This is a genomic window from Pseudomonas mediterranea CFBP 5447 (assembly GCF_000774145.1).
GTDB lineage: Bacteria > Pseudomonadota > Gammaproteobacteria > Pseudomonadales > Pseudomonadaceae > Aquipseudomonas > Aquipseudomonas mediterranea.
Map to the genome: position 1 here is coordinate 143,688 of NZ_KN322983.1, position 19,827 is coordinate 163,514.

General features: G+C 62.6%; 16 protein-coding genes. 5 read left to right on the plus strand and 11 right to left on the minus strand.

Features of this window, described 5'->3' with window-relative positions; genetic code table 11:
- Positions 1–4 precede the first annotated feature (4 nt).
- The 3 genes from rhdA to N005_RS06195 all read left to right on the plus strand — a co-directional run bounded on the left by rhdA (position 5) and on the right by N005_RS06195 (position 3,791).
- Positions 5–820, plus strand: a complete 816-nt coding sequence (gene rhdA / locus N005_RS06185) for a thiosulfate sulfurtransferase (RefSeq protein WP_047700375.1) — start codon at positions 5–7, stop codon at positions 818–820.
- A 19-nt stretch (positions 821–839) separates the two neighbouring features.
- Positions 840–1,700 (plus strand): archaetidylserine decarboxylase, encoded by an 861-nt coding sequence (asd, locus tag N005_RS06190; protein ID WP_047700377.1) that lies wholly within the window; start codon positions 840–842, stop codon positions 1,698–1,700.
- 330 nt (positions 1,701–2,030) lie between these two features.
- Positions 2,031–3,791, plus strand: a complete 1,761-nt coding sequence (locus N005_RS06195; RefSeq protein WP_047700379.1) for a hypothetical protein — start codon at positions 2,031–2,033, stop codon at positions 3,789–3,791.
- 210 nt (positions 3,792–4,001) lie between these two features.
- Here the strand turns inward: N005_RS06195 and serB are convergent, their stop codons facing one another.
- The gene (gene serB, locus N005_RS06200; protein ID WP_041022088.1) at positions 4,002–5,216 is read right to left on the minus strand and encodes a phosphoserine phosphatase SerB; all 1,215 of its coding nucleotides are present in this window, start codon (positions 5,214–5,216) and stop codon (positions 4,002–4,004) included.
- A gap of 133 nt (positions 5,217–5,349) precedes the next feature.
- On the opposite strand from serB, the gene N005_RS06205 reads away from it, so the two are divergent.
- The gene (locus N005_RS06205) at positions 5,350–6,864 is read left to right on the plus strand and encodes an AhpA/YtjB family protein (RefSeq protein WP_047700380.1); all 1,515 of its coding nucleotides are present in this window, start codon (positions 5,350–5,352) and stop codon (positions 6,862–6,864) included.
- A gap of 227 nt (positions 6,865–7,091) precedes the next feature.
- On the opposite strand, the gene N005_RS06210 is transcribed toward N005_RS06205, so the two are convergent.
- The 9 genes from N005_RS06210 to N005_RS06250 form a co-directional block, all read right to left on the minus strand.
- Positions 7,092–7,802 carry a PqiC family protein gene (locus tag N005_RS06210; protein WP_047700381.1) on the minus strand — a complete coding sequence of 237 codons (711 nt, stop codon included), beginning with the start codon at positions 7,800–7,802 and terminating at the stop codon, positions 7,092–7,094.
- A 179-nt stretch (positions 7,803–7,981) separates the two neighbouring features.
- On the minus strand, positions 7,982–10,246 hold the full coding sequence (parC, locus tag N005_RS06215; RefSeq protein WP_047700382.1) for a DNA topoisomerase IV subunit A: 2,265 nt from the start codon (positions 10,244–10,246) through the stop codon (positions 7,982–7,984).
- A gap of 84 nt (positions 10,247–10,330) precedes the next feature.
- Entirely contained in the window at positions 10,331–11,317 is a 987-nt protein-coding gene (locus tag N005_RS06220) for an esterase-like activity of phytase family protein (protein ID WP_047700384.1), read from the minus strand.
- Positions 11,317–13,221: a DNA topoisomerase IV subunit B gene (gene parE / locus N005_RS06225; RefSeq protein WP_047700385.1), complete on the minus strand. Its 1,905-nt coding sequence runs from the start codon at positions 13,219–13,221 to the stop codon at positions 11,317–11,319. Before parE ends, N005_RS06220 begins: the two co-directional genes overlap by 1 nt.
- Before the next feature lie 42 nt (positions 13,222–13,263).
- Complete coding sequence (locus tag N005_RS06230; protein ID WP_047700387.1) at positions 13,264–13,872, minus strand: YqiA/YcfP family alpha/beta fold hydrolase; 609 nt, start codon at positions 13,870–13,872, stop codon at positions 13,264–13,266.
- A gap of 429 nt (positions 13,873–14,301) precedes the next feature.
- The gene (locus N005_RS06235) at positions 14,302–14,658 is read right to left on the minus strand and encodes a DUF6124 family protein (protein ID WP_047700389.1); all 357 of its coding nucleotides are present in this window, start codon (positions 14,656–14,658) and stop codon (positions 14,302–14,304) included.
- An 800-nt stretch (positions 14,659–15,458) separates the two neighbouring features.
- Positions 15,459–16,274 (minus strand): 3',5'-cyclic-AMP phosphodiesterase, encoded by an 816-nt coding sequence (gene cpdA, locus N005_RS06240; RefSeq protein WP_047700392.1) that lies wholly within the window; start codon positions 16,272–16,274, stop codon positions 15,459–15,461.
- 112 nt (positions 16,275–16,386) lie between these two features.
- Positions 16,387–16,839, minus strand: a complete 453-nt coding sequence (locus N005_RS06245; protein ID WP_024781420.1) for a DUF1249 domain-containing protein — start codon at positions 16,837–16,839, stop codon at positions 16,387–16,389.
- Positions 16,830–17,447, minus strand: a complete 618-nt coding sequence (locus tag N005_RS06250) for an NUDIX domain-containing protein (RefSeq protein WP_047700395.1) — start codon at positions 17,445–17,447, stop codon at positions 16,830–16,832. Before N005_RS06250 ends, N005_RS06245 begins: the two co-directional genes overlap by 10 nt.
- A 213-nt stretch (positions 17,448–17,660) precedes the next feature.
- On the opposite strand from N005_RS06250, the gene N005_RS06255 reads away from it, so the two are divergent.
- Positions 17,661–18,407, plus strand: a complete 747-nt coding sequence (locus tag N005_RS06255; RefSeq protein WP_047700397.1) for a DUF3298 domain-containing protein — start codon at positions 17,661–17,663, stop codon at positions 18,405–18,407.
- Here the strand turns inward: N005_RS06255 and cytX are convergent.
- Positions 18,376–19,668 (minus strand): putative hydroxymethylpyrimidine transporter CytX, encoded by a 1,293-nt coding sequence (gene cytX / locus N005_RS06260; RefSeq protein WP_047700399.1) that lies wholly within the window; start codon positions 19,666–19,668, stop codon positions 18,376–18,378. The two genes, N005_RS06255 and cytX, sit on opposite strands and share 32 nt — an antisense overlap.
- Positions 19,669–19,827: the final 159 nt, after the last annotated feature.

Sequence of the window (19,827 nt, forward strand, 5' to 3'; positions counted from 1 at the left end):
TGACATGCCTGACTTCTCTGGCTTGCCGCTGGTGATCGAGCCAAGCGATCTGCTCCCGCGTCTCGATGCCCGCGAACTGATTCTGGTGGACCTGACCAGCGCCGCGCGCTACAGCACCGGTCACATTCCCGGCGCACGCTTCGTCGATCCCAAGCGCACCCAATTGGGCCAGCCGCCAGCTCCGGGGCTGCTACCGGCCAAAGCCGATCTCGAGGCACTGTTCGGCGAGCTCGGGCACAACCCGGATGCGGTCTACGTGGTCTATGACGACGAAGGTGGCGGCTGGGCCGGACGCTTCATCTGGCTGCTGGACGTGATCGGCCACTCGAAGTACCACTACCTCGACGGCGGCCTGCTGGCGTGGCTGGACGACAGCCTGCCGGTCAGCACCGATGTACCGGCCTCCGTCGGCGCCCCGGTGCAACTGACGCTGCGCGACGCCCCCACCGCCACCCGCGAATACCTGCAAAGCCGTCTCGGTGCCGCCGACCTGGCGATCTGGGACGCGCGCGGCCCGCTGGAATATTCCGGCGAGAAAGTCGTGGCGGCCAGGGGCGGTCACATCCCCGGCGCAGTCAATTTCGAATGGACCGCGGGCATGGACAAGGCGCGCAGCCTGCGCATCCGCCAGGACATGCCACAGATCCTCGAACAACTGGGCATCACGCCGGACAAAGAGGTCATCACCCACTGCCAGACTCACCACCGTTCCGGTTTCACCTATCTGGTGGCCAAGGCGCTCGGTTACCCACGGGTCAAGGGCTACGCCGGTTCCTGGGGCGAATGGGGCAACCACCCCGACACCCCGATCGAGCTTTGAAGGTTCCTAAGGACATTTAATGAAAAACCGTTTGTTCATCATCACTCAGTACCTGCTGCCCCACCACCTGCTGTCACGCCTGGCCGGCTGCATTGCCGAATGCCGCGTGCGCTGGTTCAAGAACGCGTTCACCCAGTGGTTCGCCAAGCGTTATCAAGTGGACATGTCCCAGGCCCTGGTGGAAGACCTCACCGCCTACGAGCACTTCAACGCGTTCTTCACCCGCGCCTTGAAAGAAGGCGCGCGGCCGCTGGATGAAACACCGGGCGCGATCCTCAGCCCTGCCGACGGCGCCGTCAGCCAACTCGGCCCGATCGAGCATGGCCGGGTCTTCCAGGCCAAGGGCCACAGCTTCAGCGTGCTGGAACTGCTGGGTGGCGACTCGGCCAACGCCGCGCCGTTCATGGGCGGCGACTTCGCCACCATCTACCTGTCGCCCAAGGATTATCACCGCGTGCACATGCCGCTGGCCGGCACTTTGCGGGAGATGGTCTACATTCCGGGCCGCATCTTCTCGGTCAACCAGACCACCGCCGAAAACGTTCCGGAGCTGTTCGCCCGCAACGAACGCGTGGCGTGCATCTTCGACACCGAGCGCGGACCGATGGCCGTGGTGCTGGTGGGCGCGATGATCGTGGCCTCCATCGAAACCGTCTGGGCCGGGCTGGTCACGCCACCCAGGCGCGAACTGAAGACCTTCCGCTACGACGAAGCCGCCCGCGCGCCGATCCACCTGGAAAAAGGCGCCGAGCTGGGCCGTTTCAAACTGGGCTCGACCGCCATCGTGCTGTTCGGACCAGACCAGGTGAAATGGGCCGAGGATCTGGTGGCCGGCTCACCAGTGCGGATGGGCCAAGGCTTGGCGCTGCCCAAAGCCTAATGCCACTGCCCCCCCTGTGGGAGCGAGCTTGCTCGCGATAGCGTCAGGTCAGTCACCTCCATACCGACTGATCCGCCGCCATCGCGAGCAGGCTCGCTCCCACAGTCGCCTCGTGGCGTTCATTGGACTTCTGTTCAGCCCTGATCCCTTGTGGGAGCGAGCCCTGCTCGCGATAGCGTCAGGTCAGTCACCTACATAACAACTGATCCACCACTATCGCGAGCAGGCTCGCTCTCACGGTTGCCCTCGGAACAGATGGGACGCTGCTTTCGGCAACACCTGCTAGAGTTGAAGGCATCCCCTTCATTTCCAGCCGGAGCCGTCCACGGCATGAATGAGACCAGCCCTCTCCAGTTATTGCGTGTCTCGACCCCGACCCAGTCACGCCTGACGTTCTGCGATGCCACGCCGCGCGACCTCAAGCGCTGGATCGCCAACCTGCCCAAGGCCAACATCGGCGAAACGGCTCGCCTGCTGTACCAGGCCATCGGCGAACTCAACCTGCTGCTCACCCCCAGCGAAAACCGCCTGCAACTGCTCGAATTGCTGCGGCCCGAGGTGTACTACGTCTGCAAGCACCTGGAGCGGCATTTCCTGCAACAGGCCATCGTGCTCGATGAGCGCTCGCGCAAGATCGTCAACCTGTGCCAGGCCCTGCAAAGTCACCTGGCGATGGGCTACAAACAGATCGTGGCGCGCATCGTACCGAAGTTCACCAAGGACCGGGCCCGCCTGCTGAGTACCGCACTGCAAAGGGCGATGCATGCCCTCAACGGCCCGCTGCTGCGCGCCACCGAGTTGTACAGCCCGGTGCCTGAAGGGCTATGGCTCGATCTGCACCAGCTATACCGGATCGCCTGCCAGCACCGGTTGCAACACCAGAGTGTCAGCGACGACCTGGTCAGCCAGGTCCAGCAGCTGAGTGCCGAGCAAACCTACGTCGTAGCCCTGTTGTTGGGCGCATCACGCAGCAATCAGCTGCGCCAGGGCCAGATCGCACGATTGGCCGAAGTGCTGGAAGCCTGGAGCCAACGGATCAAGCTGGACCCGGCCAGTACGGCTGCCAGCCTGTTCGCCGTCGCGCCGCAGCTGGATATCGGGCCGCGCTACCGCTCCAAGTTCAGGACCGAGCAACAGCCGGGCCTGCTGGGCGTCGACCTTGAGCCGCTGGTGCGCGCGATCGCCCTCCATCTGGAGCGGCCTGCCGAACATACCCTGCCGGTACCTGGCGGCATGAATACCGATACCTTGCAGCACCTGCAGGCCGCCTGGGGTGAAGCCGTCGAACGCAGCTTCCAGCGCACCGAGGGCAATGGCACGCTGACCATATGCGTGGGCATGAGCGCGTTGCACTATTACCTTGGCGGCGAACGCTCCTTCAGCGAAATCCTGAAGACCCCCGTTACCCGCAAGGCCCGCTTCGAAGCCTCGCCCAGCAAGACCAGCGACACCTGGAAGAAAGCCTTCGACGCCGCCCCCACGGGGGACAGCGACATGCTGCCTTACGAAGAGATCGAGTACCCGGTCAACCCGGCCGATGAAGAGGGTAGCGGGTCGGACAACCAGCACCACTTCCCCACCTACCAGCTGCCGATCGTCAACCACAGCCCCGGGGGGTACTGCCTCGGCTGGCCGAAAGAAGTACCGGAACAGCTGCAGGCCGGGGAAATGATCGGCATTCGGGACACCAATGATCAAGCCTGGAGCGTCGCGGTGGTGCGCTGGATCCGCCAGGTGCGCGGCGGCGCCATGCAGATGGGCATCGAACTGGTCGCGCCCTATGCCCAGCCTTGCGGCGTGCAATTGGTTCGGGAGAAGAACGAACCCAGTCATTACCTGCGGGGGCTGTTGCTGCCGGAGATCAGCGCCATCGAACTGCCCCCGACCATGATCGCCCCGCGCCTGCCGTTCCAGGAGGGACAACAGGTCCTGATCAACACCAACGGCCAGGAACTCCGGGCCGGCCTCGACCGACGGGTGACCAGCACCCATAGCTTCAACCAGTTTGCCTATCACCAGGAAGATGCCGGTCCCGCCGGGGGCGGCGATGACCAGGAAGGGGATTTCGATTCGTTGTGGAAGTCGCTTTAACAGGCGACCGAACAACCCTGTGGCGAGGGAGCTTGCTCCCGCTGGGGCGCGCAGCGGCCCTGAAATCTGACACCTCGATGTATCGGAATGATTGCAAAAGGGCTGCTACGCAGCCCAGCGGGAGCAAGCTCCCTCACCACAACAGGCTCCCCTGCCACAGTAAATGCCCTCACCACAGCATGGTTTCCTCGCCAGAGGGTATACCTGGGTTCAGAGCTGCCCGTCGCGATCCCTGAAGCCCAGCAGGTACAACACCCCATCCAGCCCCAGGGTCGAAATCGCTTGCCTGGCCGATTGCTTGACCAGCGGCTTGGCCCGGAACGCCACGCCCAGGCCCGCTATCGCCAGCATCGGCAAGTCATTGGCACCGTCGCCCACGGCGATGGTCTGCTCAAGGCGCAGGCCTTCTTTCTCGGCCAGTTCCCGCAGCAGGTCCGCTTTGCGCTGGGCATCGACGATAGGTTCGACGGCCACGCCGGTCACCTTGCCATCCACCACTTCCAGCTCGTTGGCGAACACGTAGTCGATGCCGAGCTTGGCCTGCAACTGCTTGGCGAAGTAGGTGAAGCCACCGGACAGGATCGCCGTCTTGTAGCCCAGGCGCTTGAGTTCGGCGAACAAGGTCTCGGCACCTTCCGTCAGACGCAGGGAGGCACCGATGGCATCCAGCACGCTGACATCCAGGCCTTGTAACAGCGCCAGGCGTTCCTTGAAGCTGGCGCGGAAATCCAATTCTCCGGCCATGGCCCGCTCGGTGATGGCCGACACCTTGTCGCCCACGCCGGCAGCCTTTGCCAGCTCATCGATGACTTCGGCTTCGATCAAGGTCGAATCCATGTCGAACACCGCCAGGCGACGGTTACGCCGGAACAGCGAGTCTTCCTGGAATGCGATGTCGACGTTCAGTTCCTGGGCCACGCTCAGGAACTCGGCACGCAACGCCTGGGGATCGGCCGGCTCGCCACGCACGGAAAATTCGATGCAGCCCTTGCCCTTGTCCGCCGGGGTGTCCAGCGGCATGCGCCCGGACAAGCGATCGATGTGGTCGATATTCAAGCCATATTGGGCGGTGATCGAACTGACGCGCTGCAACTGTTCGGCGGTGACCTTACGGGTCAACAGGGTAACGATGTGCCGTTTCTTGCCCTGGCCGGCCACCCAGTGCTGGTAGTCCGCCTCGGACACCGGCGTGAAGCGTACCTGTTGGTCGAGCTTGTAAGCGGTGAACAGGATGTCCTTGAGCACCGATTTGCTCTGTTCGGCATCCGGAATTTCAACCAGGATGCCAAACGATAGCGTGTCGTGGATCACCGCCTGACCGATGTCGAGAATGTTCACACCACCCTGGGCCAGAACGCCGGTAATGGCCGCAGTCAGACCCGGACGGTCGCTGCCAGTGATGTTTATCAGGACGATTTCGCGCAAGGCGCACCCCCGCAGGTGGAAAAAAACCGCATTCTACCCACTTTCAGTGACCATCGGGCACCGCCAGTGCTTTGCCGGTCATGGGGCTGTCGCTATACTGCGCGTCAATTTCACGGACAAAGAGCCGAGCTCAGTGAACCGGCCCACGCCAGTCAAGACCGACAACTTCTTCCTGCTGATCTTCCGTGCACTGCGCCATCGTCGCGTGCCGATTGCATTGCGCATTGCCAGCCATAACGTGATCCTGGTCGCCCTGGCCCTGGTCATCTATGCCTGCGTGATGGGCCTGCAGTTCAAGCAGGCGATGCACGAGCAGGCGGATGCCCTGGGGGAGAGCCTGACCACCCAGACCGCCACGTCCGCCACCGAGCTGCTGGTGTCCAACGACATCCTCAGCCTCAACGTGCTGCTCAACAACCTGACCAAGAACAAGCTGGTGGCCCACGCTGCCATCTACAGCGTGGACAACCGCATCCTCGCCGAGGCCGGCCAGCGTCCCAAGCCAGGCCTGTTGGGCGAGTCCGGCGGCATGTACCAGAGCAAGATCACCTTCCAGGACGTGACCGCCGGACAACTGCGCATCAGCCTGGACATGGACCAGTTCCAGCAACCGATGACCATCAGCCTGCAAAGCATGGGCATCCTCAGCGCAATACTGCTGGCATTGGCGCTGGCGTTGAGCCTGCGCCTGGGGCGGCATCTCTCCACGCCGCTGCTGCAACTGCGCGTCTGGCTGCGTGACATCGACGAACACACCCCGGCCACCCAGCGCCAGGACGAAATCGGCGATCTGGCGCGGCAACTGCACGCCAGTTTCGCGCCGGAACCTGCCCCCCTGCCGGAGCCCGATGACATCGACTACGTTGACGATGAGGCCGAAGCGGAATTCGAAGTGCGCAACCTGCGCGATCCCGGCTTCGACGAAAGCCAGCCGATGCCGACCTCCAGGCCCGCGCCGCGCCATGTGGTACGGGCGGTCGAAGACGAAGAAGACGACGACGCCTTCGCCGACCTGCGGGACGAGTCGATTGCCGGGCAACCGCAACCACTCGCCAGGCCCGCTGTCTCGAACCAGCCACAGCACAGCGCCGTGCTGGCCGTGCAACTGGGCGCCCAGGACCAACTGCGTCGCCTGCCCCAGGCCCGCCTGAAGGAACTGCTCGAACGCTACCGCGATTGCCTCGACCAGGCCGCCTCGCTCTACCAGGGTGAATTGCACACCCTGAACGACGGCAGCACCCTGATGCTGTTCCATACCGACGACAGCGGCGACGATTACCTGACCAATGCCATTTGCTGCGGTGAATTGCTGCGGGCCCTGGGTCATCAATTGCAGATCGAAGTCGCCGACAGCGGCATCACCCTGCAACTGCAACTGGGCCTGACCCTCGGCGACGGCCTGTTCGGCCTGAGCCAGATCGACCTGTTGCTGACCGAAACCGCCCAGGACGCCCTGGCGCTGTCGCAACACAGCCGCAACCTGCTGCTGGTGGAGCGCAAGATCAACGACGACGCCCTGATCCGCCAGCGCACGCGCATCCGCCCCATCGCCAGCCCCGAAGGCGCGTGCTGTGTGGAGCGCTTGATGGAGCCGTACCCTTCGATGCTGGAGCGGCAGCTGGCGCGCATGCATGAGCGCCAGGCCTGAGTCCCGATCGCTGGAATGACGAAGCCCGCAGACGAGTGATTGTCTGCGGGCTTTTTTGTGGCCCTCACCGGCCCCATCGCGAGCAGGCTCGCTCCCACAAGGACGGCGCAGGACCTGTGGGAGCGAGCCCTGCTCGCGATGAGGCCAGCACAGCCGCCGAAGATCCATCCCCCAGAAACAACAAAGCCCGCATCAACGCGGGCTTTGTCTTGCATCCAATCCAGCGATCAGAACCTGAACACTTCCATGTCGGTACGAATCGGCAAGGCCATCGGGATCTTTGGCGACTTCTCCGGTTCAGCAGGCTTGGCCTGGGAAGGAGCAGCCTTGCGCGGTGCAGCCTCGACCAGCGGAGGCTGGTTGGCCAATGGCTTGAGCGCCACGGACAACTGCTCGGCCAGACGTTGCAGGAGAACACCCTGGGCCTGGACCTGCGCAGCGGTACCGCCGGTATGTTGTTCCTGCAGATGAACGATGCGGTTCTCCCGCACCTTGCCGCGACGGTCGATCAACCGCCATTGGGCATCGAGTACTGCCGGCTGCGCTTCGCCCGAGTCCAGGCGAGTGATCGACAGCAACACCTGGACATCCGGGGTAAACCCCTGGGTGGCCGGTGCCAATACCACGCGCTGGCTGTCCAGATGGCCGGCCACCTGGCGCAGCAGCAACTGGTCGATGTCAGAGGAGAGGCTGCCGGCCCAACGGCCGTCAGTGGCAGCCCGCAGGCTACCGTCGGGTTGACGTTGCAACAGGGTTTCGCGTTGCAGGTAGTCGGCGATCGACACCGGCCCCAGCAATACAGCCATGCCCGTGCTTTGCGCAGGCTGGGTCGGGTTGCCACTGTCGAGTTGATACAGCGACACCGGCTGATGGACGCTGCAACCCGCCAGGCCAAGCAGGCCGGCGAGCCATAGAATAGGAAGGCGCAGAGCAGTCATCGTTCCATCCAGGTGGCGGCCACAAGGCTTACCACAGTGAAAAAATACTCGGTCATTATGAAGAACGCTCAGCCACGCCGGCGCTTGAAAGGGCCTATCATCCGTGAATATGCGTTCCGACTCCAGCGCGAAAGCATCGATCTGCGGCTTTTAATCGCAGACCGAGCCGTCTAGCACGCTTAATTCAGGTTTTCGACGAGCAGCGCATCGACCCGTTGGAAACCTCTTGGAAGCTTGTTGCCCCGCCGACCACGTTCACCTTTGTAATGCTCAAGATCGTCTGCTTTGAGTGAGAGCGTACGCTTTCCAGCCTGCAGCACAAGCGTGGCCCCCTCCGGCAGCACTGCAATATCCGTGACATATTCCTCACGGCTGGCCACCCGTTCGCCGGAAATCCCGATGATCTTATTCCCTTTACCTTTACCTAATTGTGGCAGGTCACTGATTTTGAAGACCAACAGCCTACCTTCGGTCGTCACCGAAGCCAGCCAATTGTTATCCCGGTCGACGACCGGGCGCGGGGCGATGACCTTGGCGTTATTCGGCAGGCTCAACAACGCCTTGCCCGCCTTGTTCTTGGCTTGCAGGTCCTCACCCTTGACGACGAACCCGTAGCCGGCGTCCGACGCAATAACGTATAGCCCGTCATCATCAGGCATCAGCACGCACTCAAAAGTTGCACCCGGTGGTGGTGTCAGACGACCGGTCAGCGGTTCGCCCTGGCCGCGAGCCGATGGCAGGGTATGGGCTGCCACCGAATAACTGCGTCCGGTGGAGTCGATAAACACCGCAAACTGGTTCGAGCGCCCAGGCGCCAGGGCCTTGAAACCGTCCCCGGCCTTGTAGGAAAGCCCCGCCGCGTCGATGTCGTGCCCCTTCGCAGAGCGCACCCAGCCTTTTTCCGACAGCACGACGGTCACTTTCTCGTTCGGCAGCAGATCGTGCTCACTCAGGGCCTTGGCTTCGGCGCGCTCGACAATCGGCGAACGACGGTCGTCGCCATAGGTTTCGGCGTCCTTGAGCAGCTCGGTGCGTACCAGTTTCTTGAGCTTGGCCTCGCTACCCAGCAAGGCCAGCAGCTTGGCCTGCTCCTTGAGCAACTCATCCTGTTCAGCCCGCAACTTCATCTCTTCCAGCCGCGCCAATTGCCGCAGGCGGGTGTCGAGGATGTAGTCGGCCTGGATTTCGCTCAGGGCAAAGCGCTCGATCAACTTGGCCTTGGGGTGATCCTCGGTACGGATGATGTGGATCACTTCGTCCAGGTTGAGGTAGGCAATCAGCAAACCGTCCAACAGGTGCAGGCGGCGCTCGACCTTGTCCAGACGGAACTGCAGGCGTCGACGCACCGTTTTGACGCGAAACTCCAGCCATTCCACCAACAGTGCCCGCAGGTTCTTCAACTGCGGCTTGCCGTCCAGGCCGATGATGTTGATGTTGACCCGGTAGCTGGACTCCAGATCGGTGCTGGCAAACAGGTGTTGCATCAAGGCGTCGTGGTCGACCCGGCTGTTGACCGGAATGATCACAATGCGGCACGGGTTCTCGTGGTCCGACTCATCGCGCAAGTCGGCCACTTGCGGCGCTTTCGACGGCTTTGCCTGCATCATCGCGGCAATCTGCTCCAGGACCTTGGCCCCGGAAACCTGATGTGGCAGCGCGGTGACGATGATGTCGCCGTCTTCGACGTGATACACGGCGCGCATGCGCACCGAACCGCGGCCGCTTTCATAAATTTTCAGCAGGTCGGCGCGCGGGGTGATGATTTCCGCTTCGGTCGGATAGTCCGGGCCCTGGATGTGCTCGCAGAGCTGCTCTACCGTGGCTTTCGGCTCGTCCAGCAGGCGCACGCACGCCGTGGCCACTTCCCGCAGGTTGTGGGGCGGTACATCAGTGGCCATGCCCACGGCGATGCCGGTAGTGCCATTGAGCAGGATATTCGGCAAACGTGCCGGCAACACCAGAGGCTCGTCGAGAGTGCCGTCGAAGTTCGGCCCCCAGTCCGCCGTGCCCTGGCCCAGCTCGCTGAGCAGCACCTCGGAATAACGCGACAGCCGCGCCTCGGTGTAACGCATGGCCGCGAACGACTTGGGATCGTCCGGCGCCCCCCAGTTACCCTGGCCATCCACCAAGGTGTAGCGGTAGCTGAATGGCTGGGCCATCAACACCATGGCTTCGTAGCAGGCCGAATCGCCGTGGGGGTGGAACTTGCCGAGCACGTCACCGACGGTCCGTGCCGACTTCTTGTGCTTGGAATCGGCGTCCAGCCCCAATTCACTCATGGCATAGACGATCCGCCGCTGAACCGGCTTCAAGCCGTCGCCGATGTGCGGCAAGGCGCGGTCCATGATCACGTACATGGAGTAATTGAGGTAGGCATTTTCGGTGAAGTCAGCCAGCGATCGGCGCTCTACGCCGTCCAAGCTGTCTGCAAGAATGTCGCTCATGCGGGCCTCATCAGTTCGTTGTCTGGCGCAACGGCATGCTGCCGTCGCGCTGGGTAGATTCAAATAGGTTCAGGGACGGCCGGCTCATGGCGAGGCGCTCCAGCCACCATCGGGTGCAGCGAAGCGCCAGATGATCGGCCGCTCTTCGCCGTCGGCCCGCGGCCCGTCATTGTTGTCCAGGCCAACCCAGGCGCCCTTGGCGTCCACCACCAGGGCCTCGGCCAGCCCGTAGGCCTGGGAATAGCGACGATTGTCCTGCAAGGCCTCGGCGGCGAATGACCAGCAGCGTTCGACTTCAGCGGTCTGGAGGTCGCGTCGGCAGATTTGATAGGCGTTGCGTTCCAAGGTGAACAGCTTGCCGTCGAACAGTGACAGGTCAGCAAAGTCCCGGGACACGGCCTTGGCATCGGGAAACTGCGCCGGCTGCATTTCCTGCCCCGCTTCGCTCAACAGCACGCAATGACCATCACAGTCCCATACGGTTTGCTGACGCTTGATCAACAGCAAGCCACGTCGCTCCCGCTCCGCCGCCAACCACAAGCGGTCGCCGGCCGGGTTCACCGCCAAGCCTTCGAACAGCGCATTGAAATGCAGCAACATGCCGCTGGCACGGGCCTCGCGGATCATCGTCGGTGCAATCTTCAACCAGGAGACTTCGCCCAGCGGCGGCACCTGCAACACCGCCGCTTGGGATTCGCTGACCACATAGCGATTGCCGGCGCTGTCGCAACTGATGCCTTCGAAATCCAGCTCGCCACCGCGCAGGAACGACGCCGCCCAGGTACGCGATCGCAGCCCCCAGGGCAAACCGCTGTCCGGCGCCGGCGGCACGTCGATGATCAACGATTGCGCAAGCCAGACCTCGTCATCGGAGACGTTCAGGTGATAAATGCGGTCATCGTCGCGATCCGACACCGTCCACATCTCATCGCCGCAAAGGGCCAGCCCGGACAGATTGCCGCCGCGCATGCCATGGACAGCGTGCTCGGACAGCAACTTCAATTCCGGTGCAGGTCCCGCGAAGATCGCCCCCGCCCACAGCAACAACGCCAGGGCGAAACCGTTGCGCATCAGGCCAACACCTCGGCCAGGTCACCCTTGGATTCGAGCCAGGACTTGCGATCACCGGCACGTTTCTTCGCCAGCAGCATGTCCATGATTTCCGAGGTCGCGGCGAAATCGTCCAGGGTCAGTTGCACCAAGCGACGGGTGTTCGGGTCCATGGTGGTTTCGCGCAACTGCGGCGGGTTCATCTCGCCCAGGCCCTTGAATCGGGTGACCTGCGGCTTGCCGCGCTTCTTCTCGGCCACCAGGCGGTCGAGGATGCCGTCACGCTCGGCTTCGTCCAGGGCGTAGTAAATGTCCTTGCCCAGGTCGATACGGTACAGCGGCGGCATGGCGACATAGACATGACCGGCGTCCACCAACGGACGGAAATGCTGGACGAACAAGGCGCAGAGCAAGGTTGCGATGTGCAGGCCGTCGGAGTCGGCGTCGGCGAGGATGCAGATCTTGCCGTAACGCAACTGGCTCATGTCCTCGGCGCCCGGATCGACCCCGATGGCCACAGCGATATTGTGCACTTCCTGGCTGGCCAGTACTTCGCTGCCGTCCACTTCCCAAGTGTTGAGGATCTTGCCCCGCAACGGCAGGATCGCCTGGAATTCCTTGTCTCGAGCCTGCTTGGCCGAGCCACCGGCAGAATCACCTTCCACCAGGAACAGCTCGGAACGCATAGGGTCCTGCCCCGCGCAATCGGCGAGCTTGCCCGGCAACGCCGGCCCCTGGGTGATGCGCTTGCGCTCGACCTTCTTGCTGGCCTTGAGACGACGGCCGGCGTTGCTGATCGCCAATTCCGCCAGGGCCAGGCCGGTTTCGGGGTTGGCATTGAGCCACAGGCTGAACGCATCCTTGACCACACCGGACACGAACGCCGCCGCTTCACGGGACGACAAGCGCTCCTTGGTCTGCCCGGAGAACTGCGGTTCCTGCATCTTCATCGACAGCACGAAGGCAATGCGCTCCCACACGTCCTCCGGCGCCAGCTTCACCCCACGGGGCAGCAGGTTGCGGAATTCGCAGAACTCACGCATCGCATCGAGCAGGCCTTGGCGCAACCCGTTGACGTGGGTACCGCCCTGGGCCGTGGGAATCAGGTTGACGTAGCTTTCCTGGACGCTCTCGCCCCCCTCGGGCAACCACAGCAGCGCCCAGTCCACCGCCTCCTTGTTACCCGCCAGGCTCCCGCAGAACGGTTCGTCGGGCAGCCGTTCAAAGCCACTGACCGCGTCTACCAGATAGGAGCGCAGACCATCTTCGTAATGCCACTCGACTTTCTCGCCAGTGGCCTTGTCCTCGAAACTGACCAACAGCCCCGGGCACAACACGGCCTTCGCCTTGAGCACATGCTTGAGGCGGCTGACGGAGAACTTCGGCGAATCGAAATACTTCGGATCCGGCGCGAAATACACGCTGGTGCCGGTGTTGCGCTTGCCGACGCTGCCGACCACTTCCAGCTCGGTGGCCTTGTAGCCGTCGGCGAACGTCATCTGGTATTCGTTGCCGTCACGCTTGACCCGCACCCGGACCTGGGTCGACAAGGCGTTGACCACGGAAATACCCACCCCGTGCAGACCGCCGGAGAACTGGTAGTTCTTGTTGGAAAACTTGCCGCCCGCGTGGAGCTTGGTGAGGATCAGCTCGACGCCCGACACGCCCTCTTCGGGGTGAATGTCCACCGGCATGCCACGGCCGTCATCGCTGACCTCCAGCGAATGGTCCGCATGCAGGATGACCTGCACCGATTTGGCGTGCCCGGCCAAGGCTTCGTCGACACTGTTGTCGATGACTTCCTGGGCGAGGTGGTTCGGCCGACTGGTGTCGGTGTACATGCCGGGGCGCTTGCGCACCGGGTCGAGGCCCGAGAGGACTTCGATGGCGTCTGCGTTATAAGAGCTAGCGCTGGGAGTGGCCATGGGGTCTCGTCGTCAGTGTTCGAATGAAAAAGGGGCGATGGCTCACAGCGAGGTGAAGTCGATCGCCTGGTACAAATCGGCGCCAATGCCGGCAAAACTCAACAGCGCCGGCAACTGTTGGGCAAACCCCTGGAAACTGTGGTCGCCGCCGGCCTGGATGCGCAAGGCACAAGCACGGTAGTACTGCTGGGCGTGGCGATAATCCAGCGTTTCGTCACCGGTTTGCAACCATACCTGATACCGCTGCGGATCCTGCGGCGCCGGCACTTCCAACGCGGCCAGGGCCGTGACGTGGTCGTGGGTCAATTCCCAGGTTTCATCGGTGTACAGATTCTTTTGCGTGCCCAGGTAGCCGTCGAACATCCGATGGGGGCTGACCGCAGGGTTGATCAACAGCGCCTTGAGGCCGTGGCGCTCGGCCAAGTGAGTCGCATAGTAGCCGCCGAGCGAGCTGCCGACCAGCAGCGGCCGCCCCAGTTGTGCAATTGCCTGTTCGAGTTGGGCCATGGCTTCGCGGGGGTGGTGGTGCAGGGCTGGCACTTGCAGCTGATCGCCCAGGCCCAGGCGGGTCATCACGTCGATGAGCTGGCGGGCCTTGGTTGAGGCTGGGGCGCTGTTGAAGCCGTGGATGTAGAGGATCGAGGCTGACATGCCAACTCCCTGGGTTTGGGGGCAAAGGCCGGAGTTTACAGGGAGATTGGGGGGCATGCTTTCCTTGGCGAGGGATTTATCTCAGCTTTTGTGGGAGCGAGCCTGCTCGCGATGGCGGCCTTACTGGGTACATATCCATTGCTGCGGTAACGGCCTCTTATGGTTCCGCTCTTACAGCGGGTTACTTTTGGCAAACGCCCCAAAAGTAACCAAAAGGTCTGTGCCCCACCACTCGGCACCTCGCCTACGCTCGGTGTGCCCTCACTCCGGCATTGCTCCGTGGGCCCGCCGCGAAGGGCCATCCATGGCCCAGCGCGGCTAACCCGGCATCCATGCCGGGTTACCCACTACGCAATGCCTGCGTTCAGCCAGCGTGGTTAATGGGGCGTTCAAGATCAAAAGCAAAAGCAAAAGCAAAGGTTGTCTGGCCTATCGGGGATCGACGACGTCAAGGGCTCGGTTTGCCAGCAGCTCACTGAGTTCGACCATCTGTTGGACGCCGAAGGCTATATGCCGGTTGGAGCCTTCGAGGTTGAAGGCGAGGTCGCTGAGCATCGCATTGGCCGAGGCCAGGGTTTCGCTGAGGTTGGCCAGGAGGGTTTCGCTATCGAGGTCTTCGACGACGCTGAATAGCTGACCGGGGGATGGTTTCTTTTTGGTCTGGGGTTCTGGGGCGAGGTAGAAGTTGAGGGCGCGTTCGGCGGCTTCGTCGAGTTTTTTGGTGTCGAGGCCGGTGTGGGGTGCGGTGGGATCGGTTTTTGGGGGATTGGGGGTAACTTTGAACATGGTGAGGCTCCCTTATGTAGTGGAACCGCCATTTCCCGTTTCCAGGCGAGAGGGTGGCAGCTATGCGCGGGCTGGAAAACCGGAGTGCGGAGCAAACCCGGCAGACTCGAAAGTCTCCCGCGCACAGCCGCCATGAAGCAGAACTGCACACGCAAAAAAGCGATGCAGTATCTCATGTGGCGCGCTGTTGCATCCTCACTTATCGGGTTTCCAGGCCCGGTCGCTGAATCGCAGCGACCGGAAAAGGTTAGCGAGTCCCCTTCCCACCCGGCAACCGCCAGAGATCGTCGGAAAAATCTGCCTGGACGTCCGACCATTCCCACAGATTTAGGTCGGCAGTAAAGCCGCTATCGCGAGCAGGCTCGCTCCCACAGTGGGACGAGGTATGGCCCAAGAGACAGGTCGGCCTTCAGGACGCCTTCGCGGGCAAGCCCGCTCCCACAGGGGACCAAGGTCAGCCGCAAGAACAGGCCGGCCACAAGGCCGCCTCGCCTCGCCGTTGCTTTTGCTTTTGCTTTTGATCTTTGGGCCCCGTTAACCACGACGGCCGAACGCAGGTATTGCGTAGTGGGCAACCCGGCATGGATGCCGGGTTAGCCGCGCTGGGCCATGGATGGCCCTTCGCGGCGGGCCCACGGAGCAATGCCGGAGTGAGGGCACACCTCGCCTAGGCGAGGTGCCGAGTGGTGGGGCCAAGCCTTTTTGGTTACTTTTGGGGCGTTTGCCAAAAGTAACCCGCCGTAAGGGCGGAACCGTAAGTGGCCGTTACCGCAACAATGGATATGTACCCAGTCAACAGCTCAATACCCCTCAGCCCCATAATCAACCACAAACTCAAACCCAACCACCCGCTCAACCCCCGTCTCCACCCGCCCATCCGGCAGAAGCCGCAACCACCGATACCCCGGCATCTGCTCCCCCACCGCAAAATCCACAGCCCCAGGCTCAAACTGAATACAAGTCGAAGGCGAAGCCAACAAACGCACCCCCTCACGCACCTGATCGACCTCCTGATGCACATGCCCCCAAAGCACCGCACGCACCTGCGGAAACCGATCCAGCACCGCAAACAAAGCATCCGGATTACGCAACCCGATGGGCGCCATCCACTCACACCCGATCGACACCGGATGATGATGCAGACACACCAGATGATGCCGCTCCGGCGCCTCGCTCAAGGCATTGGCCAACAGGATCAACTGCTCCTCCGCCAGGAACCCCGGCACCGAACCCGGCACCGCAGAATCCAGCAGCGTGATGCGCCAATTACCGATATCCACCACCGGATCGAGCAACGTGCTCTGGACCGCTGCCTGGAGCATCACCTGGGGCTCATCATGGTTACCCGGAATCCAACGCGCCGGCGCGTCGATCCGCGCACTCATCTGCCGGAACGCTTCATAGGATTGCAACGTCCCGTCCTGGGACAGATCCCCGGTGGCAAGCATCAGGTCGATGTTCGGCTGCTGCTTCAGGACCAGGTCAATGACCGCCCGCAGGCTGTCGCGGGTGTTCATGCCCAGCAACGAGGCGTCGGCCTCGGCGAACAGGTGGCTGTCGGACAGTTGGACCAGCAACACCGGGTCGGCGGTGGTCAGGGTGGATACGCTCGGCAAATCGCTCGCTCCCAGGCGCGATCACGCCATTGGATGAAGTCGCAATTATGCTGGGGGATGATCGAAAGGGGAAACCCGCGAACCGGAACCGGTTCACAGACAGCGCACCGTACTAGCGAACCACTTCGAACTCGTGACCCAGCGCCAGGCAATGACTCAGCCATTCACCCAGGAACAGATTCAACTGGGCCTTTTCGTCCGGCTGGTGCATCGAGGCATTGGGGTAAGGATAGATGCCACGAAAGCGTCTTGCATGCTCGGCGCTCACCACTTCGGCCATGCGCGCATCGTGATAGACCTGAACTTCCAGTTGCGGCACCGGCAGCCAGGGCAGGCTGTGTTCCTGACGCACTTGCAAGGTGGTGGTGTACGGACAGGTCTGCAGCACTTCGAGCGCCAACACCCCGAGCATCTGGTCGCCGTGGGTCACGGCGATGCGGCGCGGCGCCGGGTCGTTGCGCATGTCCGGCAACAAGCGCATCAGGCGGGCGTAGTTGGCCTCGCAGGCGGCTTGCAGCCCGACCAGATCGACGCGATAGCGATCGCGCAGCTTGCTTAAGACCATAGCCCCCTCACTTCATCGCGATTCAAGGCCAGCCATTGCAAGGCAATGATGCTGGCCGCGTTGCAGATACGCCCGTCGCGCACCGCCTGCAAGGCATCCTCGAAAGCCCAGGCCTTCACGCGAATGTCTTCGGCTTCCTCTACAAGCCCGTGCAGGCCGCCGGCCCCCGCGCTGTCGCAACGCCCCAGGTAAAGATGGACAAACTCGTCGCTGCCGCCCGGCGATGGAAAATACTTGGTCATCGGCCAAAGCGCAGCGAAGTCCAGCCCAGCTTCCTCCTGCGCTTCACGATGAGCAACTTCTTCCGGTTGTTCGTCCTTGTCGATCAGGCCCGCCACCAGCTCCACCAGCCAAGGATTGGGGCTCTTGCCCATGGCGCCGACCCGAAACTGTTCGATCAGCACCACCTCATCGCGCTGCGGGTCGTAGGGCAACACGCACACTGCATCATGGCGCACGAACAATTCACGACTGATGACACGGCTCATACCGCCGGCGAACAACTCATGGCGCAGTTGGACGCGATCGAGTTTGTAGAAACCCTGGTAGCAGCTGTCGCGTTTGACGATGTCCACGGTGGTCGGTGTGGCGTTGGCGAAATCAGTCATGGCAGTCCTCATCTGGAGCAATCGATGCGAGGTTCCTACCTCGGCTTCGCGCCATCCTAACGCGCCGGTACCCTTTGATGCAGCCCCTTTCCTCTCATCGGGATGGACGGCTGAAGGTGAAAGAATTCTAATGAGCTTAGTGGCGAACTGATTGCCCTGCTGACAGTCGAAGCGGGTAACTTTTTGCCTTTCCCTGTTTCATGAAGGACGCCCATGTCGCTTTTCAGAATTGCTTCGCTGGCCGCCATTGCCCTGACACTGGGTGCTTGCCAAAGCCTGTTCCAACCCAACTACCGCACGCCACTGGAAACCACCCGCGATGCCTCGGAGCAACTGCAACCGGGCTGCGCCAGCGCCGACTGCCCGCTGGTGAACATCGACACCGTGCACTTTCCTGCCGAACCGGCCCTGGACGGCATCGTCGAAAAACGCCTGCTGCAAATGACCCGCACCACCCCCGACGCCCCTGTGGCGCCCACGCTGGCAGCCTATCGCGAGCAGTTTTTGCGCAGTGCCCCGTCGCGCACCAGCAGCTATTTGCAGGCCAAGGTACGTGAGCAACATGACGGCCTGGTGATCATCGAGTTGTCCAGCTACCTGGACACCGGCGGCGCCCATGGCACGCCGGGGCGCGGGTTCATCAACTATTCGCGCCAGCAGCACAAGGTGCTGACACTGTCGGACATGCTGTTGCCGGGCCAGGAAGAAGCCTTCTGGAAAGCGGCCCAGGTGGCGCATAACAGCTGGCTGATCAGCACCAAGCTGGATCAGGAGCCGGAGTTCCTGAAACAATGGCACTTCCAGAAAACCCAGAACGTGGCGCTGACCTACGGCGGGGTGATCCTCAAGTACGAAACCAGCACCATTGCGCCTTACGCCCTGGGCCACATCGAACTGAAGATCGCTTACCCGCGCCTCAACGGTATTCTCAAACCCGAGCTGTTTCCCGGCCGTAGCTGAAAGCCCGGCCCAGCAACAGTTGCAGCAGCCCTGCCAGGACCAGCGACGGCAGGGTTGCGCCAACATCCGGGTAGAAATTGGCCAGCACGTGATAAGTGCTCACCCCACCCAGCCAGGCCAACAGCGCCGGCCAGCGCAACGCGGCTGACACCACCTGGCTGCTGCGTTTGCGCAGGATGAAGTGGTCCACCAGCACCACGCCGAACAGCGGCGCGAACACCGAGCCGATCAGCAACAGGAAGTTCTGGTACTGCGCCAACGGCGCGAAGCAGGCGATCAGGGTGCAGATGACGCCAATCGCCAACGCCAGGTGCTCAACCTTAAACCCCGACAACATGCCGCTGGACACCGCCGCCGAATGGATATCGGCAAACGCGTTTTCCGACTCGTCCAACAGAATCAGCAGCAATGGAATGCCCAGTCCCGCACCCGCCAGGGCCAGCAACAGCGCGTTGACTTCACCACTCGGCGCGAACGCCAGGGTGTAGGCCACGCCCAGGCTCATCAGCCAGAAGTTACCGATGAAGAAACCCAGCGCCGTGCCGCCGAAGACATTCGCGGCGCGTTTGCCGAAGCGCGAGTAATCGGCGATCAGCGGCAGCCAGGACAACGGCATGGCAATCGCAATATCGAAGCCCACGGCCAAGGGCATCGAGCCGTCGCCGGCCAGGGCCCACAGCGCCGCCAGGTCGGCCTTGGCGAACAGGTTCCAGGTCAGCCAGGTGCACGCCGCCAGCAGCAACCAGATGCCCCACTTGCGCAGCACTTTGCGCACGAAGGTCAACGGCCCGCTCACCGCGAGCAAGGTGGCCAGGGCACCGAAGAACAAGGTCCACAGCAGCGGGCTCGCCCCGAGGCTGCCTTCGCTGAAGGCCCGGGCGCCCAGCAGGCTGGCGGCGTCGCGCATGACGATGATTTCGAACGAGCCCCAGCCGATCAGCTGCAGCAGGTTCAATACCGCCGGCACGCTCGCGCCTTTGCTGCCCAGGCTGAGCTTGAGGGCAGCCATGGCCGACAGGCCGGTGTCACTGCCGATCACGCCGACGGCCGCCAGCAGCAGGACGCCCACCAGCGTGCCGAGAAAAATAGCCAGCAACGAACCGCTCAGGCCAAGGCCCGGCGCCAGCAAGGCACCGACCTGCAAGACCATCAGGCCGATACCGAGGGAGAACCACAGGGAGAAGAGATCGCAGGCGCCGAAGACGCGCTTGTCCGTGGGGACGGCGATGTCGGGGGAGTAGGTGCTGGGTTGGATGTTCAAGGGGGTTATCTCAGAGGATATCTATTGTTTTAGCGACCGCTATCGCGAGCAGGCTCGCTCCCACAAGGGGTCGGCGGGGGGACACAGGATTTGTGCACACCGCGATCCACTGTGGGAGCGAGCCTGCTCGCGATGGCGGCGGTGAAGACACCGCCACCA

What these genes read in the sequence shown, in the direction of transcription:
- N005_RS06195 (WP_047700379.1), top strand. Translation starts at nt 2,031, where the DNA reads ATGAATGAGACCAGCCCTCTCCAGTTATTGCGTGTCTCGACCCCGACC.
- N005_RS06210 (WP_047700381.1), bottom strand. Translation starts at nt 7,802, where the DNA reads ATGACTGCTCTGCGCCTTCCTATTCTATGGCTCGCCGGCCTGCTTGGC.
- N005_RS06220 (WP_047700384.1), bottom strand. Translation starts at nt 11,317, where the DNA reads ATGCGCAACGGTTTCGCCCTGGCGTTGTTGCTGTGGGCGGGGGCGATC.
- N005_RS06250 (WP_047700395.1), bottom strand. Translation starts at nt 17,447, where the DNA reads ATGACTGATTTCGCCAACGCCACACCGACCACCGTGGACATCGTCAAA.
- asd (WP_047700377.1), top strand. Translation starts at nt 840, where the DNA reads ATGAAAAACCGTTTGTTCATCATCACTCAGTACCTGCTGCCCCACCAC.
- N005_RS06230 (WP_047700387.1), bottom strand. Translation starts at nt 13,872, where the DNA reads ATGTCAGCCTCGATCCTCTACATCCACGGCTTCAACAGCGCCCCAGCC.
- parC (WP_047700382.1), bottom strand. Translation starts at nt 10,246, where the DNA reads ATGAGCGACATTCTTGCAGACAGCTTGGACGGCGTAGAGCGCCGATCG.
- N005_RS06255 (WP_047700397.1), top strand. Translation starts at nt 17,661, where the DNA reads ATGTCGCTTTTCAGAATTGCTTCGCTGGCCGCCATTGCCCTGACACTG.
- N005_RS06235 (WP_047700389.1), bottom strand. Translation starts at nt 14,658, where the DNA reads ATGTTCAAAGTTACCCCCAATCCCCCAAAAACCGATCCCACCGCACCC.
- parE (WP_047700385.1), bottom strand. Translation starts at nt 13,221, where the DNA reads ATGGCCACTCCCAGCGCTAGCTCTTATAACGCAGACGCCATCGAAGTC.
- rhdA (WP_047700375.1), top strand. Translation starts at nt 5, where the DNA reads ATGCCTGACTTCTCTGGCTTGCCGCTGGTGATCGAGCCAAGCGATCTG.
- N005_RS06245 (WP_024781420.1), bottom strand. Translation starts at nt 16,839, where the DNA reads ATGGTCTTAAGCAAGCTGCGCGATCGCTATCGCGTCGATCTGGTCGGG.